At 39.9% G+C, this 18810-nt stretch carries 11 protein-coding genes; 6 read left to right on the top strand and 5 right to left on the bottom strand.

All coding sequences use genetic code 11. The annotated features are described in order from the left end of the window. From A3GM_RS0110825 to A3GM_RS0110800, 6 genes are all read left to right on the top strand, one after another. On the top strand, positions 1-2880 hold a 2880-nt coding region (locus tag A3GM_RS0110825), incomplete at its 5' end, for a SusC/RagA family TonB-linked outer membrane protein (RefSeq protein ID WP_018363370.1). Positions 2881-2895: 15 nt separating this feature from the next. Then, a complete protein-coding gene (locus A3GM_RS0110820) occupies positions 2896-4464 on the top strand; it encodes a RagB/SusD family nutrient uptake outer membrane protein (protein ID WP_018363369.1) in 1569 nt (522 codons plus the stop codon). A gap of 18 nt (positions 4465-4482) precedes the next feature. After that, positions 4483-5367, top strand: coding sequence for a zinc-binding metallopeptidase (locus A3GM_RS0110815; protein ID WP_018363368.1), 885 nt, complete (start codon positions 4483-4485; stop codon positions 5365-5367). A 9-nt stretch (positions 5368-5376) separates the two neighbouring features. After that, on the top strand, positions 5377-6696 hold the full coding sequence (locus tag A3GM_RS0110810) for a DUF4302 domain-containing protein (RefSeq protein ID WP_018363367.1): 1320 nt from the start codon (positions 5377-5379) through the stop codon (positions 6694-6696). A gap of 13 nt (positions 6697-6709) precedes the next feature. Next, on the top strand, positions 6710-7822 hold the full coding sequence (locus A3GM_RS0110805) for a BACON domain-containing protein (RefSeq protein WP_018363366.1): 1113 nt from the start codon (positions 6710-6712) through the stop codon (positions 7820-7822). Positions 7823-8489: 667 nt separating this feature from the next. After that, positions 8490-10748 carry a nitric-oxide reductase large subunit gene (locus A3GM_RS0110800; RefSeq protein WP_018363365.1) on the top strand — a complete coding sequence of 753 codons (2259 nt, stop codon included), beginning with the start codon at positions 8490-8492 and terminating at the stop codon, positions 10746-10748. 360 nt (positions 10749-11108) lie between these two features. Here A3GM_RS0110800 and A3GM_RS0110795 read toward each other — a convergent pair whose 3' ends face one another. The 5 genes from A3GM_RS0110795 to A3GM_RS0110775 form a co-directional block, all read right to left on the bottom strand. Beyond that, positions 11109-12149, bottom strand: a complete 1041-nt coding sequence (locus A3GM_RS0110795) for a BACON domain-containing protein (protein WP_018363364.1) — start codon at positions 12147-12149, stop codon at positions 11109-11111. 10 nt (positions 12150-12159) lie between these two features. Continuing rightward, positions 12160-13437 carry a DUF4302 domain-containing protein gene (locus A3GM_RS0110790; protein WP_018363363.1) on the bottom strand — a complete coding sequence of 426 codons (1278 nt, stop codon included), beginning with the start codon at positions 13435-13437 and terminating at the stop codon, positions 12160-12162. Positions 13438-13446: 9 nt separating this feature from the next. Then, positions 13447-14331, bottom strand: coding sequence for a zinc-binding metallopeptidase (locus A3GM_RS0110785; protein ID WP_018363362.1), 885 nt, complete (start codon positions 14329-14331; stop codon positions 13447-13449). A 17-nt stretch (positions 14332-14348) separates the two neighbouring features. Then, positions 14349-15914: a RagB/SusD family nutrient uptake outer membrane protein gene (locus tag A3GM_RS0110780; protein ID WP_018363361.1), complete on the bottom strand. Its 1566-nt coding sequence runs from the start codon at positions 15912-15914 to the stop codon at positions 14349-14351. A 16-nt stretch (positions 15915-15930) separates the two neighbouring features. After that, a partial coding sequence (locus A3GM_RS0110775) for a SusC/RagA family TonB-linked outer membrane protein (protein WP_018363360.1) occupies positions 15931-18810 on the bottom strand: 2880 nt, incomplete at its 5' end.

Raw genomic sequence — 18810 nt, 5'->3', positions numbered from 1 at the left:
GGTGTTTCGGTTCAAAACGTTAGTGGAACTTTCGGCTCTGCACCTAAGATTCGTGTGCGTGGAGCAACCTCTATCTATGGTAGTTCTAAGCCTCTTTGGGTGGTAGACGGCGTTATTATGGANGATGTTTCTAACGTNGGAGCTGACGATTTGGCTTCTGGTAACCCTGAAACGCTTATCAGTTCGGCTATTGCAGGACTTAACTCTGATGATATTGAGAGCTTCCAAATCCTTAAAGACGGTTCTGCTACATCTATATATGGTGCTCGTGCCATGGCAGGTGTTATCGTTGTGACTACTAAAAAGGGTAAACAAGGACAAGCACACATCAACTATACTGGCGAATTTACATCTCGTTTGATTCCTTCTTATTCTAACTTCGACATCTTGAACTCACAAGATCAAATGGGTATTTATCGTGAGTTAAAAGATAAGGGTTGGTTAAATCTATCTAATGTGTTGAACGGAAGCGACTATGGTGTGTACGGAAAGATGTATGAACTCATCAACTCTTACAACAAAAGAGCAGGTCGTTTCGAACTAGAAAATACAGAAGAGGCTCGTAATGCTTATCTACAACAAGCAGAATTCAGAAATACAGACTGGTTTAAAGAGCTTTTCTCAAGCGCAATTATGCAGAGTCATGCAGTGAGTTTGAGTGGTGGTACAGCTAAATCAAACTACTATGCGTCAATGAGTGCATTGCTCGATCCAGGATGGTACAAGCAAAGTAAGGTGAATAGATACACTGGTAACTTCAATGTTTCTCACCAAATTCTTAATAACCTTACATTAAATGTAATTGGAGGTGCATCTTATCGTAAGCAAAGAGCACCAGGAACATTAGGACAAGACGTTGACGTTGCAGGCGGAGAGGTGCGCCGTGACTTCGATATTAACCCCTATTCATACGCCTTGAACACATCAAGAGCACTCGATCCACGTGCTTTCTATGTGGCAAACTATGCTCCATTTAATATCTTCCACGAACTAGATAACAACTATATCGACCTTAATGTGCTCGATGCTAAATTCCAATTCGAATTGAAATACAAGCCTATTAAGGATTTAGAACTTGCAGTTCTTGGTGCATTTAAATATGCAGCAAGCTCTCAAGAGCATCTTGTTAAAGATAAATCAAATCAAGCTGAGGCTTATAGAGCAATGGGTACAGCTGTTATTCGTGAATCAAATAAGTACCTATATAAAGACCCAGACAATCCATATAAATTGCCTTCGAGCATTCTTCCCAATGGAGGTATCTACCATAAGTCTGAAAATAGAATGAGTGATTACGACTTCCGTGCCACTGCAAACTATAATCATACCTTCGATAAGGTGCATATTATGAACCTATTTGGTGGTATGGAGAGTAAAGATATCCACAGAACACGTAGCGGTTTTGAAGGTTGGGGAATGCAGTTCGATGCAGGTGAGACACCATTCTATGTGTATCCATATTTCAAAAAGCAAGTAGAAGAGGGCAATAGCTATTATTCTTTGGCTAACACCACATCACGTTCAGTGGCTTTCTTCACCAATGGAACCTATTCATATAAAGGCAAATACGTCTTTAATGGAACCTATCGTTATGAAGGTTCGAACCAAATGGGACGCAGTAGTAAGGCTCGTTGGATGTCAACTTGGAACGTTTCAGGTTCTTGGAACGTACACGAAGAAAAGTGGTTTGATAAACTTAATCCACTATCTCACTTAACATTGCGTGCGTCTTACAGCTTAACTGGTACACCACCAGACATCTCTTATAGTAACTCTACACCAATATTCTTATCTTATAACCCTCACCGTTTGTTCACAGAAGATAAAGAAAGTGCGATAGGTTTAGAACAATTAGGTAATATCGACTTAACTTATGAAAAGAAGAACGAGTTGAACTTAGGAGTAGACTTTGGCTTATGGCGTGACCGTTTGAATGTTACTTTCGACGTTTATACCCGTAATAACTTCGATGAAATGGGTCCAATGATTACTCAAGGCGTTGGAGGTGAGATCGTAAGAGCTGCAAACGTGGCAGAGATGCACTCTAATGGTATGGAACTTAGTATCTCTTCAACGAACATTAAGACCAAAGACTTCTCTTGGATCACCAACTTTATCTACTCATATACCAACACTAAGATTACAAAGTTATACAACCAAGGAAGCGTTATCAACCTTGTTAGCGGAAATGGATTTGCTTTGAAAGGCTATCCTGCACGCTCTTTGTTCTCAATTCCATTCGTAGGACTTAGTGATGAGGGTACTCCTTTATTCAGAAACGAGAAAGGTGAGATCACATCTACAGACATTAACTTCCAAGAAAGAGCCAAAACAGACTTCTTAAAGTATGAAGGGCCAACCGATCCAGTGTACACTGGTTCTCTAGGAAACGTGTTCTCGTATAAAGGATTCCATCTAAATATATTCATGACTTATTCATTTGGAAACGTAGTTCGTTTAGATCCTAAGTTCAAAGCCTTCTATAACGACTTGTCTTCTATGACACATACATTCGTAAATAGATGGGCAACATCAGGCGACGAAGCACATACTAACGTGCCAGGTATATTGAGTTACCGTCAATACACATCAGACAAGAACCTCAGAATAGGTTATAATGCTTATAACTTCTCAGATGTCCGTGTAGCAAAAGGCGACTTCATTCGTATGAAAGAGATTTCTCTTGCTTACGACTTCCCTAAAACATGGTTCTCAAACACACCTATTAATAATTTATCTGTTAAGCTTCAAGCTACAAACTTGTTCTTACTTTATGCAGATAAGAAGTTAAATGGACAAGATCCAGAGTTCTTTAATGTAGGTGGTGTGGCATCTCCTATGCCAAAACAATTTACCCTTACAGTTAAAGTTGGACTATAATAAAGATTGAATTTTATGAGTAATAGAAAATATATACTAGGTTGTTTCGTTGCATTGGGTGCCCTATTTACGAGCTGTAACGATTATTTAGATAAACAACCTGATAGCAGACAAACAATAGATAGCGAAGAAAAGGCTTCTAAGTTATTGGTTTCTGCTTATCCACTTGCGCACCCTGCTTATCTATTTGAAATGTATTCAGATAACACCGATGAGCATGATAACCCCTCATGGACCTCTGCAGACCGCTTTCAAGAGCAGGCTTATTATTGGAAAGACATTACAGAAATAGCCAATCAAGAAACCCCTCAGCAGCTATGGAATACTCATTACACAGCCATTGCTACTGCAAATGAGGTGTTAGAACTTGCAGATAAACCCGAAAACAAAGGTAAGTATGTCACTCAAAGAGGCGAAGCTCTTCTTTGTAGAGCATACAGTATGTTCCAACTTGCTAACATTTTCTGTCAAGCATACAATCCTCTTACAGCGTCAAAAGAACTTGGTTTGCCTTATCCAACAAAGCCCGAGCGCACCGTAAAGGCCACTTACACTCGTGGAACACTTGATAGTTTGTATATAAAGATAGAGAACGACCTTCTAAAGGGAATCGAACTCGTTGGCGATAACTATGAAGTTCCAAAGATGCACTTCACAAAAGAGGCTGCAAATGCATTCGCTGCTCGTTTCTATCTCTATTATAGAAAGTACGACAAAGCCATTGATTATGCTACAAAGGCTTTGGGTTCTAATCCAGAAAGCAAGCTTCGTGACTGGGCAAGTTGGGATAAATTAGAGTCAAACGGCCAAATTCAAACCAATGCTTACGTCAAAGCTAACCAAAAAGCCAATATTCTTTTGCAGGTAGTAGCAAGTGAATGGGGAGCAGTTAACGGTCCAACAATTATCGGTAACAGATATTCTCATGGCTCATTGCTATCTAAAACAGAAACACTTCAGGCTCCTGGACCTTGGGGAGACGATGGAGATGGCCTCAATGTCAGCGTTTGGTTCGCCAATACACTTTCTAAGTACATTTTAAGAAAAGTGCCATTGTCAATCAAATATGTAGATATCAATGCAGGAACAGGTATGGCTTATTCAGAATTTGCAGTATTTACAGCCGACGAAACCTTGTTAACAAGAGCAGAAGCTTATGCTTTAACAGGCAATTACACAGCGGCTTTAAATGATGTGAACACCGAGTTGTTAGCTTTCTCAAAGAAGAAAGTGCAGCTAACTCTTCCACAAATTCAAACCTATTATGCAGCCGTTCCATATTATACACCAAAGAAACCAAGCATAAAGAAGGCACTTCACACCGATTTTAGTATTGACGCAACAACTCAAGAGCCATTGCTTCAAACCATACTTCAATTGAAACGAATTGTTACTTTGCACGAAGGTTTGCGTTTGCAAGACATCAAACGCTATGGAATAACAGTTTATCGTCGTAAGTTAGGAACAAGAAACGAAGTAAAAGAAGTAACCGACTCGCTCACAGCAGGCGACCTTCGATTGGCAATTCAGCTTCCTCAAGACGTTATTGCTGCAGGTCTTCAAGCCAATCCACGTAAAAATTAATCTCTAAAAGTTTATTTTATGAATAAGAAAGTCATATCATTTATAAGCTTAGTATTTATTGCTTTAGCCTTTGTTGCATGTTCCGACGAAGGTCCAAAGCAACCAAGTATATTCCCAACAAAGCCTGTTAATAGAAACAATTTCGAGCAATGGTTGCTTAAGAACTACACCTATCCATACAATGTAGAGGTGCAATACAAGTTGGTTGATGGCGAAACAGACATCAACTACACACTTTCGCCAGCCGATTCGGCAAAAAGTGCGCAACTTGCCATCATCATTAAGTATCTATGGTTCGACGCTTACAACGAGGTGGCAGGCCCAGAGCTTGTAAAGCAAAGTGCTCCAAGAGTATTGCAGATGGTTGGTTCATCAGCATTCACACGTCAACAAACCGAAGTAGTGGGTACAGCTGAAGGTGGATATAAGGTCTCTTTGTATAAAGTGAACGACCTAACACCAGCAGTGTTGAAAGATTATAAGCTTATGCGACTTTATTATTTCCACACAATGCACCACGAGTTCACCCACATTCTCAATCAGTTAAAGCCTTATGATAGTCAATACGACCGTATAACCGAGTCGGATTATGTCAGCGGAAACTGGTATGGTAAGTCACCAAGAGTTGCTCATCGTCTTGGATTCGTATCGCCATACGCAATGGATCAAGGTCGAGAAGACTTTGCAGAGATGCTTTCTTACTATGTAACGCTTAGCGAATCAGAGTGGAACGACATTCTTCAAGATGCAGGAACAAAAGGTGCTTCGCTCATAAAGCAAAAGCTCGAGATGGTGAGAAGCTATATGAGTGCATCGTGGAATGTAGACATCGACGAGCTTAGAACAGCGGTATTGCGTCGTGCAGGACAAATAGAAAAGTTAGATTTAACCACCTTAAAATAAGGAATAGATATGAAGAAATTACATATATATTTATTATTGCCCCTTCTTTCATTGTTACTCAATGCTTGTTTGAAAGACAACACCGAAGCATTTAGTACATCTACAGCCCTTCGTTTAGATGAGGCTGCAAAGCAAAGCAAGGAATTATTAGAATCATCTGAAACAGGTTGGATTCTTAATTACTACACCGGTAGAGATTATTCTAATGCTGGTCGCACCCTTCTTTTAAAGTTTAAAGATGGCAAAGCAACCATTATGGGCGATTTAACTGGTCCCGAAGTCACCTCAAAGTCAGACTACGACGTGGTGAAAGACCAAGGTGTCGTATTAACATTTAACACCAATAACGAAGTACTTCACTCGCTAACACAAGCAGCTTTGCGTGAGCCAGAAGGAAAACAAGGCGATTATGAGTTCTTGATTCTAAAGCAAACACAAGACAGCATTTACCTTCGTGGAAAGCGTTGGCACAACAATATGGTGCTCACCAAATTGCCTAAAGACACCAATTGGGAAGAGTATATGACCGAAGCGTTGACAGTGAAAGAATCGCTTGCAGTGAATACCTTTAAGTTTATACTTGGAAACGATACCATTTCAGAAGGAACTATCGATCCCAATAGCACCCGTTTGAATGCCCAAATCAATGGCACAACCTATGATATGCCATTCACCTTCACCAACAAAGGTATCCACTTGCAACGTCCACTCGTTGTTAATGGAGTTTCATATAGCGACTTAACATGGAATGCGGAGACCAATGCGTTAGAGAATGGCAATTTTAAAGCAGCCTTATTTATACCTAAGGGCTTTAAACCAATCGACTTCTGGTATGGCACTTGGACTGTTGCTTTCACCAACACAACAAGAGTTCGTATGAATATTACACTCACATTGAAACCAGGTGATGGCAAACAATATCTCAATGGAACATTAGATGTAACTGTACGTAACGGCAGACAATCAAGCACAACACATTATCCTATGACCTTAGGATATAACCCTGCTAACGGAGGTATATATCTTGGAGCTCAATCAGTCACCGATCCTACAGGTAAATTTGCAGGTGGTATCCGCCTTCTTCCTTTGGTTATCAATGGCGATAAGGCAGATCTTGTAGACGATGGTGTGCTTACTTACATTTGGAATGAAGATACAGAAACAGCTGTTTTAACCGACACTGGTGAAGGAAGTCGCACAGTTGACTCATTTGTTGGATTTGGATTAGGCGACAACCTACAACTTATCCTCGACGAACACAACGAACCTGCACGTGCATTCTATGTACCAAAGGCAGTTGAACTCAGAAATCATAAACCCCTAAATTAAAGATAATAGTTTTATGAAAGATATCAATCGTTTCTTACAATCGCTCATCTTAGCAGCATGTTGTTTTGCTTTTGTAGCGTGTAGTGATGAAAACACTCCAACAACCAATACGCTTGAGATAGAAGCATCGAACACTTTCTTTAATGTAGAGGGTGGCACAAAAGAAGTACTTCTTGCAAATACTGCTGCTAAAGCCTATGCACAAGACAGCTGGTTGCACGTTCAAACCGATGGAAAGAAAGTGGTTTTAACTGCTGGTTTGAATACTTCTACAGAATCAAGAAATACACTTCTTACTATAAAGAACGAAGCAGGCGACTCTGTTCGTTTGAATATTTTGCAAGAAGGAATATACTATGGTCTTCCACAAGATCAAGAAATTCTTGAAGACGACAAAGCTATTGAACGCACCATGCGTGTTGTTTCAAACGTAGCTATGGACTATAAGTCAACAGAAGACTGGATAGATGTTTCTTATACCAATAACGTTCTAAGCGTAAAGGTAAAAGAAAACACCACAGGTCGCCCAAGAGTGGGCTGGGTTACTGCATCGCTTAACCCACAAGCACTTAGCGCAAGTACTGCAACAGGTGAGCACCCAACTCTTAAAACCGACTCGTTAAGAATTGTTCAAGCATCTATCGACGACTTTGTAGGAACCTACTCGCAAACAGCTCTCACTAGTGATAGCTTGCAACAGCTTATTCCTATCACCAGTGTTGTGAAGATTGAGAAGGTGAATGACAAAACAGCTAACTTCATAGTAGACGACACTTACACATGGGAAATTAGCTTTGTGAAGGGCGTTGGCTTTAAGATGAGCAACGGAAAGCTTGGTAGAGTGACTCAAAAAACACCAAAAATTAAATGGTATTCGCTTTCTGTTCTTGTGGCAGACGACTATCGAAACGGACATGCTACCGCTATTAATGGTGTGAACGACATTCTTCCTTTAAGTATGAATAACAGCGGAGAGCTTGTCTTTGAAGATGCTTTAGGAATGAATGCAGAGCGAACTTTCAAATCTTATGGTTGGAACTTCTACTCTACAACCAAACCTGATTTAGGAACATTGCAGGGAGTTGACAAGGTGTTTATTCAACCTAAACTCACTCGAACAAATTAATATCGCACCTTTTTGAGGTGTACCTTAATCTTAAAACAGCAGAAGGACGACACTATCTTGATGATAGATGTCGCCCTTTTTGTATTCAGAATCTTTTTATATCACAACATTTTATATTCTAGAATAAATTGTTTTATTGGGCTTTAAAATAAAGGATAGTGTGCGGGAGTGCGATGGTTGTTGCTAAATATGTATGCTATTGTGGTTTAAAAACATTGCTTTTGCAATGTAAAAGCAATGCAATTACGATGTAAAAAGATAGCTTTTGTGGTGTAATTGAAATGATAATTTATGATGAAAAGTAGAGGAATAGATGTTTCCTAACTTGAGTTTTGTCATGAATAGTCCGATAAAAGTATAATTTATGTCAATAAAATAAACTGGTAACAAATGTTATTATTTTGCTATAAACATAGGTTACGAATGTTACCAAAATGCATTTTATTTATTGTAACGCTGAAAAATAAAGCCCTGTGGCATGCTAATTGTTTCGCTCTTTATACCTCTTTAAGAGCATAAAATGTGCCACTTTCTATTTGACAGGATGACAGTAAGAGCTATTTGTTAAATAACAGAGCAATAGAATATATCTTAGATGTAGACAGGCACTTCTTAGAAAATTTTCAATTAATCTCAATATAAACATTTAAAAGCAAATTAAAAAAAGATGACACCAAAGAAACTATGGTTAGCGTTGGCTGCGGTCATAATTGGATCGTTTGCCGTTTTGGGCTTCTATGGCGTTGAAATCTTCCGTGAAATGCCACCATTTCCAAACAAAGTGGTGACAGAAAAGGGTGAAACGCTATTTGAAGGACAGGATATTAAAGATGGACAAAATGTGTGGCAATCGGTAGGTGGCCAAACAGTTGGTAGCGTTTGGGGACATGGAGCCTATGTTGCTCCCGACTGGACTGCCGATTATTTGCATCGTGAATCAGAACTAATGCTTAATGCATTGGCAAAGAAAGATGGTAAAGAATATTCTAAACTATCTGAAGCAGATAAGGCTAAATACAAAGTTCTATTACAAGAAGAATTGCGTAAGAATACTTATGATCCTAATACAGGTATTATAACTTATTCTGAAATGCGTGCACAAGTGGCTCGTGAGCTACGCAATTACTATGCAAAAGTGTTCTTGAATGCTCCTGAAATGGCAAAATTGCGTGCGGCTTATGCTATGCGTGATAAGTCTATTGAAGCAGTTGACGGACTAACAGCAGAGCAAAGATTAGATAAAATGGATGCATTCTTTGCTTGGTCGAGTTGGGTTTGCGTAACCAATAGACCAGGAAGCGATGTTAGTTACACTAACAACTGGCCTCACGATCCTGTAATAGGTAATACAGCTCCAACTTCATTACATCTTTGGTCGGGCTTTAGTGTATTGCTATTGCTTTTCTGTGTAGGTATATTGGTATACTATTATACTCAACATAAAGAAGAACATGTATCAAAAGTGCCTGAAAGTGATCCTATGAGAGAACTCAAACCAACAGCTTCTATGCGTGCTGTTTTGAAATATATCTGGGTAGTAGGGGCATTGATGCTAGTGCAAATGCTTTCAGGAGTGATTACTGCTCACTATGGAGTAGAGGGTGATGCGTTCTTTGGTTTACCAATTCAAAACATCTTCCCCTATGCAGTTTCACGTAGTTGGCATGTTCAATTAGCTATTCTTTGGATTGCAACATCTTGGTTAGCAACTGGTCTTTACATCGCTCCAGCCGTTTCTGGCGTTGAACCAAAGTATCAAGCACTTGGTGTAAATGTGCTCTTTGGCGCACTAGTGTTTGTTGTTGCGGGTTCATTAGCAGGTCAATGGTTTGGTGTTATGCAGAAACTTGGCTTGGTGGAGAACTTCTGGTTGGGACATCAAGGATATGAATATGTAGAGTTAGGACGCCTTTGGCAAATCCTTCTGCTTACAGGTTTGGTGCTTTGGCTATTCCTTATGATTCGTGCTTTGATTCCTGCTTTGAAACGAAAAGATGAAAACAGACACTTATTAACCCTTTTCGTTATAGCATCACTTGCTATTGCTTTCTTCTATGCAGCAGGCTTAATGTATGGCAGACAAACACACATGGCAATTGCAGAGTATTGGCGTTGGTGGGTTGTTCACCTTTGGGTAGAAGGCTTCTTTGAAGTTTTCGCAACAGTTGTAGCATCATTCTTGTTCTGTAGATTAGGCCTCTTGAAGGTGAAGAGCGCTACAATTTCTGTACTCTTCTCAACAATTGTGTTCCTTGCAGGTGGTATTTTAGGAACATTCCACCACCTTTACTTTAGTGCAACACCTACAGCAGTGTTGGCATTGGGTGCAACCTTCAGTGCATTAGAGATTGTTCCTTTGGTACTTATTGGTATCGAAGCATACCATAATTATCAATTAAGTAAGGCAACTCCATGGATTAAGGCATACAAATGGCCTATCTATTGCTTCATTGCAATGTGTTTCTGGAACTTCTTAGGTGCTGGTATTTTTGGTTTCTCAATCAATCCACCTATCGCTCTTTATTTCTTACAAGGTCTAAACACTACTGCAGTACACGGACACGCAGCATTATTTGGAGTGTATGGCATTCTTGGTATCGGCTTAATGTTATTCGTTTTGCGTGGATTATATCCCGATTACGAATGGAATGACAAGTTAATGGGTGCTTCGTTCTGGTGTATTAACATTGGTTTGTTGTTGATGACTGTGGTAAGTATCTTGCCAATTGGTATCCTTCAAGCACACGAAAGTATCACAAATGCTTATTGGTCGGCACGTTCTGCAGAGTTTATGCAACAAGATATCATGCAAACTCTTCGTTGGTTACGTGTTCCTGGCGACTCGTTCGTTGCTATTGGCGAAGTGCTATTGGTTCTATTTATAATAGGATTGCAATTCGGTTGGTCTCGTAAAGGACGTCGATAAGTATTTCAAGTCATCTTCTGTTATCTCATCTGGTATGAGAACACGGAAAAGATAATTATAAAATTGTTAGATAAAAAGAGTAGGCGAGTGTCTCAATGGAGATGCTCGCCTATTTCTATCTTATAACCCAAAGAGGCTTAGAGAGTATCTGGAATTTCTCAATTTAGCTTCGTTTTAAGCCCCAATTGCCTTTAATCCATGGCTTATGATGATGGGTGTGAGATCTACTTCTCTTTTACTTGTATGCAATTTAAAATGAAATGCAAAATAAAAGCGTTGGCTTCTTCACAGGAACCAACGCTGTCTTCTTAATTAAAAACAAAAAGAAGAATATTCAGAAGATGATAAAAAGTTATTTCTTTATTGTGCTATCATGTATGGGAAGAAGTATAATGCGTAGAAACCAATAAAGTTACTGTTGTCTGCTACGGCACTATTAAACAAGCCAAAGCCGAAATTATGGGCATTGGTTAAGTCTGTACTTCCGTTTGCTTCGAATGCTAACACTCTGCTATTAGCAGGTAAAAGGTCGACAGATGCAGAAGGACTAAAGGACGCTTGTCCGTCGCTCGAAATTACAACCGACTTTAAATAGCGGTTAGCACCAGATGTTGTTGGCACAGTGAGCAATGTTTCAGATGCATTAAAAGTGAGCTTTCCGCCTGCTTTATACTTTCCGCCCCACTTAATTTGATTGTCGAAAACAAGTGAAACGCTGTCTTCCGATACCTTAACGATCTCTACTTCGTTCTCTTGACGCTTCAATTCGCCTTTATCACTCACTTGAGCTACGAGCGTATATTTACCAACAAAGTCGTTAAGACTTGCCTGAACCACTTTGATTGAGTCTTTCAATGTGCCCGAAACAACCTTTACATAGCCCACACGAGGCTTGCCAGTGGTGTTCTCTGATAGAGTAATTGTAACTGCTTTGGGGCTGATTGAAGCTTGAATCCAATCGCCTGAAGTAGTTGCAGTGGTGGTTTTGTTGCTCACAAGTTTGTAAGTGGTGGTCGATGCAGCATCGTTTGTTATCAAGTTGCCATCGCTTTCCACACCAAACACACTTCCTTCTTGTGTAACACTAAGGGTAACAATTGCTCCTTTGGCGTCTTTCAACAACAATTGAGTACTGCGTGATGTTAAATTATGGTTTACTTGAGTTGATAGTTGCACGCTATCGCCTTTTATCTCAGCCTTCAACCAAGTTGCTTCGGTGCTTGCTTCGATGATAGGAGTTGAAGCAACAACTACCGATGTGTCGGCATCTGCAGTGAAATAGGTGTTCGATTTGAGCACTTTTAGTGCACTTGGGGCAACATAATCGGTGCTATCATCGCTGCAAGATGCCGTAAAAAGGCATCCAGCAGCAAGTAATAAAATTCCAAATATCTTGTTCATAACTTTACTTCTATGGGGTTACACGTGTTAAAGAGGTGATTTGTCTTAGAGAAATAGGATAAACATAATGTCCTTGAGCGTTCTCAACTGGCTTGCCTTCTGCATTGAATGCAATACCGAAGAAGCTGTCGTTTACGTATTTTCCTACTCCATTACTTACAACTTTTGCAGATTGTGAGGCCTCGTCCCAAATGAAATTGATACCTGCTCCTGCTGAAAGATTGAAGTAACCACCCTCTTTTATAGATGTAGGAACGAAGAATACACCGCCTGGAGCTTCTGTAGACTTCACATCAATGTGCTGTAATAGTATTTGTAAGCAACCTATACTTGAGTTGAATGGGTCTGTAATAGGATAGCTTGTACCACCAAAATCAATAGTCATTGTTAGTGCTTTGTTGGCTCCTTGTGTTATGATTAGGTGTGCAGGTGTTGTTCCTTGATGGTTGATCTTCCACTTACCAACCCAGAATGATGCTGGTTTATAACCTTCTGGAGTCACTGCATTGAAGGTGATTTCGCCATTGTTGAGGCTTTGATTGGTGGTGTTCAATGTGAAAGAGCTATATTCTTTACCTCTAATTATGATAGAACCAGGAAATACTATGCCTGTTGTAGTGGCAGCATAAGCACAAGAATAAGAGTTGTTTCCAACCTTAATAGTGACATGTCGTCCTGAAGTGCTGAACAATGCATTGCCAATTACGTCGCCATCTGGTAGCGCAATTTCGTAATGGTTAGACATTGCGTTGCTAATTTCAGTGATACTGTCTAAATGTTCCTTCCAATTTACCTTTTCAGCAAGGCGTGTTAGGTACATGTGGTTGCCCCATTTCTTACCCTTTAGGCGAATAGTATCTGCTGTTGCCTTTAGAATTAGGAACTCATAGTCGCCCTCTTCGCCATTCACATTTTGAGATGAAGTCTGTGCCTTTTCGTGCATAATAGCATTAAAGGTGGTGAAAGTGAGGACAGGACCTTGGTCTTTCTTTAGCTCATACTTTGATGTTGCGGTTGAATTGCTACCTGCAAAGTCGGCAGCAACAGTGGCTTTTCCATTCTTAAACTTAATAAGATAGGTGTAACCAGCATAACGATATTCCTTACCTGTGTAGTAATGAAGCTCCCAACCGTTAGTTGCACTCTCGAGAATAGCAGCATCTTCTTCCAAAGATTTAGCGATTCTGACAGATGCCGATTCGTCAAATAGTTCCTTTTCGTCGTGCACACAAGCACTAAGAACCAACAATGCTAAGGGAATTAATATGTAATTTAAAATTCTCTTCATATCGTTCTACTAGTTTAAATGTTCTAAATCAATGTTTCTTAAGTTCTTTCCTCTACGAAGAACCGAGTCTCTTAGATCATCAAGATTGATGTTCCATGAGTTTTGCATATAGCTTTTGATAATCGCCATCTTTTGATTTATCAAGCTTGCACCTTTAGTTCCTGCACGTTGTAGACGCTCATTCCATTTTGTTGGAGTGTCTGTTACATAGAAAGAGAGCAACTCTGCGAAGTCTTCTCGTGCCTCACTACGAGCGTAAGTGCTGATATATCCTTCCTTTAAGCAGTCGTCTTCATTCAATTGATACCAGTCTCCGCTCACGTAAGTGGTTGATGTAATTTGCGCAAAGGCATCATCGTATGGTTTCTTTTGATTGAGAATGTGAGTGAACTCGTGGTGCATAGTGTGGAAGAAGTAGAAGTTCAACCAGTCATAATTATAGATGGTTTCTTTTGTTAGCGAGTTAACTCGATACAAAGTAACCTTATATCCACCTTCAGCAGTAGCCAAAGTTTCGGTTCCATTGGGATTAAATGCAGGGTTTCCTACAAGTGTTATGATACGAGGAGTATTCAACTTCACAAAGCTTTGACCTGCAACTTCGTTGTAAGCGTCGAACCACATGTACTTAGTGATAATCGATAACTTAGCAGATTTAGCCGAATCGGCAGGCAATAGGTTGTGTTGTCCGTCGGTTTCGATATCGTTTAGCTTATATTGCCAATCGACATTGTATGGTAACACATAGTTGTTTTCGATCCATTTCTCGAAAGTATCGAGGGCAGGACGGGTGTCTGGGAAGATCGAAGTGCTATCAAGATTGTCCTTAGAGCATGAAACAAACGACCCAGCTAATGTGAAAAACAATGCAACTAATAAATATTTATATTTCATATAGAGTCTCCTTATCTTTATTTCTTATTTCTTGGATTAGCCTGTAAGCCTGCAACTATGGTCTCTTGTGGTATCTGAATAGCCACACGAGGATCGTTAACGGTGAGCGAATCGGTTGCAGGATTGATGGTGTTGTTTGTTTCTATCGATCTACGATAAATGGTTATACCATATCTTTTCACGTCTTGCATACGCAAACCTTCGTGCATTGTAACCAAACGTTTAAGCTGAAGAATAGCTTGAAGCAATGGTTCTTGAGTGCTACTTTCAATTGCAAAGTTGGTATGGAACTTCTTTTTAGGAGTTGGTTTCGTTGGAGTATAGTACGAAATGGAGTTGTAGAAGTCCTTAATTGTTTGCAATGTCAATGTAACAGGATTCTTAGAGAATGCCTTAAGCTCTGTATTGAGGTCTGCAAGAGCCTTGTCGTATTGTCCAGAAAGAGCATAAGCCTCTGCTCTTACCATAAGAGTCTCATCTGTATTGAATGCAGAATAGGTTGAATAAGGAGCACCACCATTGCCACCTCCATTAGAGTTGGCATAGAAGAAAGGTATCTTTCTCAATATAACTTTAGACGAAGCAGTGTTCGACCAGGTTACATATCCAAGTGAAGAGCTATTTCCCCATGGACCTTTTGCTCTCAGAGTCTCTGTATTTGCAAGTACTTCTCCATGAGCATAACGTGCTCCTGCGGTACCAGGACCACCATAAAAGCCAAATGCACTATATGCAGAAACAAGCAAAAGGTTGCATTTTGCGTTTGCATCGATATAGGCATCGGGTTGCCATTGCTCGTTAGGACTGAGCTTATTCCATTCAGTCCAGTTACGAAGTTTATTCTCTGGGTTCGCTGTTAGCACCTTTGTAGCATACTCAATCGCTTTATCATACTTTTGATAGTATAGGTAAAAGCGAGCAGCAAAAGCGTTTCCAGCATCAGGAGTGAAGTGATATTTAGGCTGAGCGTAGCTACTTCCAACCAAAGCTAAGCCCTTTAGCAAGTCTTCTTCAATCTTTTTATATGTTTGTCCGATTGTTCCTCGGTCGTAATGTACGCCTACTGTGTTCTCAGGAGCAGTTGGATAGGGCATACCTAAGGCCTTATCAGCACGCTCTGGAGTGTAAGCTTCGCAGAAAACAGTAGACAATTGGAACACAGCATAGGCTCTACAAAGGTAAGCTTCGCCCAATTGTTGAGTGTATTCGTTCTTATTTGAAACGCCTTCGATATGCTCTATTGCCTTATTAGCAGTGGCAACGGCACTCCAAAAGCCGTTGAATATATCAGTAGGAGCATCTCCATAGCCGTTATCTATCACGTCTTCCCAATTAAAAGCCTGCTCTTGGAAGTTTGAAAAAGCACTCCATGAGGGGTTAATTAGTTCGTCTGTGTTGTCTGAATACGATTCAAGTATGCTCGCAGTATATGTCCATGGGTAGGCAGAAACAAGCAAACGACTCACATCTGATGGGTTTTTAAGAGTCATTCGGTTATCAGGTAGCATGTCTAATTTATCAGTACACGACCCAAAAACTGTTGTTGCAGCTACAAATAGCAATGATATATATGTATATTTCATAATTATTCAAGTTTTATTATAGTCCAACCTTAACTGTAAGAGTAAATTGTTTTGGCATTGGAGAAGCCACACCACCAGTGTTAAAGAACTCTGGGTCTTGTCCGTTTAGCTTGCTATCAGCATACAACAAGAACAAGTTAGTTGCTTGAAGCTTAACAGATAAGTTGTTAATAGGTGTATTTGAGAACCATGTTTTAGGGAAGTCGTAAGCAAGAGAAATCTCTTTTAAGCGAATGAAGTCACCCTTTGCAACACGAACATTAGATAAGTTGTATGCGCTATACACTCTGTCTACGTTGCTAGTCTTACGATATTTGTATCTATCGATAATGGTAGGTACGTTGGTTATCAATTCATCTCCGCCACGCATCCATCTGTTTTTGAATACTTTAGTCATTGAAGACAAGTCGTTATAAGCCGACTTAAACACAGGATCCAAACGAAGTACGTTGCCAAATGAATAAGTCATGAATATATTTAGATGGAAATTCTTATACGAGAAGATGTTTCCTAAAGAGCCAGTGTACACTGGATCGGTTGGACCTTCATACTTTAAGAAGTCTAATTTCTGACGTTCTTGAAGGTTAATGTTTGTAGTTGTAACCTCACCTTTCTCATTTATGAACATAGGAAGACCCTCTTCAGTAAGTCCTACGAATGGAACTGAGAACAAAGCACGCACAGGGTAGCCCTTCAAAGCAAAGCCACTACCATTTACAAGCTGTCTAACAGAAGCGTAGTTGTGCAATTTTGTGATGTTAGTGTGGGTATATGAGTAGATAAAGTTAGTGATCCAAGAGAAGTCTTTGGTCTTAATGTTAGTTGAAGAGACACTAAGTTCCATACCATGAGAATGGAGTTCCGCAATATTTGCGCTTCTTAGCACCTTACCTCCAATACCTTCAGTTGGTGTATAGCCCATTTCATCGAAGTTATTACGAGTATAAATGTCGAAAGTAACATTCACACGGTCACGCCATAAGCCAAAGTCTACTCCTAAGTTCAACTCGTTCTTCTTTTCATAAGTTAAACCAGTGTTAGCCAAGTCTGCAATTTCTATACCTGGTTCTTTTACAGATGCGAATCTACGATAAGGTGTTGTAGCACGCAATATCGCTACCGAGTTGGTGAAGATAGCATCTGGTGGAGTACCAGTCAAACTGTAAGATGCACGCAATGTCAAGTGAGATAATGGATTAAGTTTATCGAACCACTTTTCTTCGTGTACGTTCCAAGAACCTGAAACGTTCCATGTTGACATCCAACGAGCATTGCTACTGCGTCCCATTTGGTTTGAACCTTCATAACGATAAGTACCATTAAAGACGTATTTGCCTTTATATGAATAGGTACCATTAGCGAAAAAGGCTTGACTAAACGAACGAGTATTGCCAAGAGTATAGTAAGTTTCAGATCTTTCTATTTGCTTCTTGAATAGGTCGTACACATAGAATGGAGTTTCACCAGCGTCGAACTGCATACCCCAACCTTCGAAAAAGCTTCTTGTTCGGTTAATTTCTGTAGTTTCCATACCACCGAATAAGTTCATAATATGCGCCTTGTTGAAAGTGTGATTGTAGTTAGCTGTAACACGGAAGTCGTAGTTACTCATTCTATTTTCACCCTTATGATAGATACCACCGTTAGGTAATACAGTGTAAGGAGTGCTGTATTGCTTATCAGGGTCAGTGTAAAGCAAGTTGTTAGCATCACGAACGATAGCATTAGGCATAGCTCTGTAAGCCTCAGCTTGGTTCGATTTGTCTTTAACAAAGTGTTCTTGCGAAGTTGTTGCATATTTAAATGCACCAAGAGCTGCAAGTTCTAAGTCCTTAATAGGCTTGTATTTCAATTCGAATTGGAATTTAGCATCAAGCACATTAAGGTCGATATAGTTGTTTTCAAGCTCGTGGAAGATATTAAAAGGAGCATAGTTTAGAACGTATGTCTCATTTGGATCGAGTGCTCTTGAAGTGTTCAAGGCATATGAATAAGGGTTAATATCGAAGTCACGAGCCACAGTTCCGTTCACTGCATCAACCTCTCTTTCAAGAGAACCTGGTGCTCTTTGTTTACGATAAGAAGTACCTCCAATTACGTTAAATGTGAGGTTGTTCAATATTTGATGTGTAACGTTAAAGTTAGCAGTGTATCTATTCACCTTACTTTGCTTGTACCAGCCTGGATCAAGCATAGCACTCATAGATGCATAGTAGTTTGATTTAGCAGTACCACCATTCATACTAACAGAGTGGTTTTGCATAATTGCAGGCGAAAAGAGCAAAGAAAACCAGTCTGTATTGCGATATTCAGCCGCACGAAGATATTGATTTTGATCCAAAGTGCTGTTAGACAACTTAAATTGACCAGTTGCTTCGTCGTAAGTATTGATGAGTTCGTACATCTTTCCATATACACCATAGTTGCTACCATTCAACACATTCGAATAGTTTAACCAACCCTTGTTTCTCAACTCCTCGTAGATACCCATTTGATCTTGTGAGTTTAATATGTCGAAGTTAGAATAAGAAGGAATCAAACGAGATGTAAATTCGCCAGTGTAGTTGATGTGTGCTTGTCCTTGTTTACCCTTTTTAGTGGTCACAACGATAACACCTGCCATGGCACGAGCACCATATATAGATGTAGCAGAACCGTCTTTAAGGATTTGGAAGCTCTCAATATCATCAGAGTTAAGTCCTGCAATAGCCGAACTGATAAGCGTTTCAGGGTTACCAGAAGCCAAATCGTCAGCTCCNACGTTAGAAACATCNTCCATAATAACGCCGTCTACCACCCAAAGAGGCTTAGAACTACCATAGATAGAGGTTGCTCCACGCACACGAATCTTAGGTGCAGAGCCGAAAGTTCCACTAACGTTTTGAACCGAAACACC

This window comes from Hoylesella nanceiensis DSM 19126 = JCM 15639, assembly GCF_000379965.1.
Classification (GTDB): domain Bacteria; phylum Bacteroidota; class Bacteroidia; order Bacteroidales; family Bacteroidaceae; genus Prevotella; species Prevotella nanceiensis.
Note: the sequence above shows the minus strand (reverse complement) of the source record. Positions and strands in the feature narration are given on the sequence as shown.

What these genes read in the sequence shown, in the direction of transcription:
- A3GM_RS0110810 (WP_018363367.1), top strand. Translation starts at nt 5,377, where the DNA reads ATGAAGAAATTACATATATATTTATTATTGCCCCTTCTTTCATTGTTA.
- A3GM_RS0110780 (WP_018363361.1), bottom strand. Translation starts at nt 15,914, where the DNA reads ATGAAATATACATATATATCATTGCTATTTGTAGCTGCAACAACAGTT.
- A3GM_RS0110785 (WP_018363362.1), bottom strand. Translation starts at nt 14,331, where the DNA reads ATGAAATATAAATATTTATTAGTTGCATTGTTTTTCACATTAGCTGGG.
- A3GM_RS0110790 (WP_018363363.1), bottom strand. Translation starts at nt 13,437, where the DNA reads ATGAAGAGAATTTTAAATTACATATTAATTCCCTTAGCATTGTTGGTT.
- A3GM_RS0110820 (WP_018363369.1), top strand. Translation starts at nt 2,896, where the DNA reads ATGAGTAATAGAAAATATATACTAGGTTGTTTCGTTGCATTGGGTGCC.
- A3GM_RS0110800 (WP_018363365.1), top strand. Translation starts at nt 8,490, where the DNA reads ATGACACCAAAGAAACTATGGTTAGCGTTGGCTGCGGTCATAATTGGA.
- A3GM_RS0110815 (WP_018363368.1), top strand. Translation starts at nt 4,483, where the DNA reads ATGAATAAGAAAGTCATATCATTTATAAGCTTAGTATTTATTGCTTTA.
- A3GM_RS0110795 (WP_018363364.1), bottom strand. Translation starts at nt 12,149, where the DNA reads ATGAACAAGATATTTGGAATTTTATTACTTGCTGCTGGATGCCTTTTT.
- A3GM_RS0110805 (WP_018363366.1), top strand. Translation starts at nt 6,710, where the DNA reads ATGAAAGATATCAATCGTTTCTTACAATCGCTCATCTTAGCAGCATGT.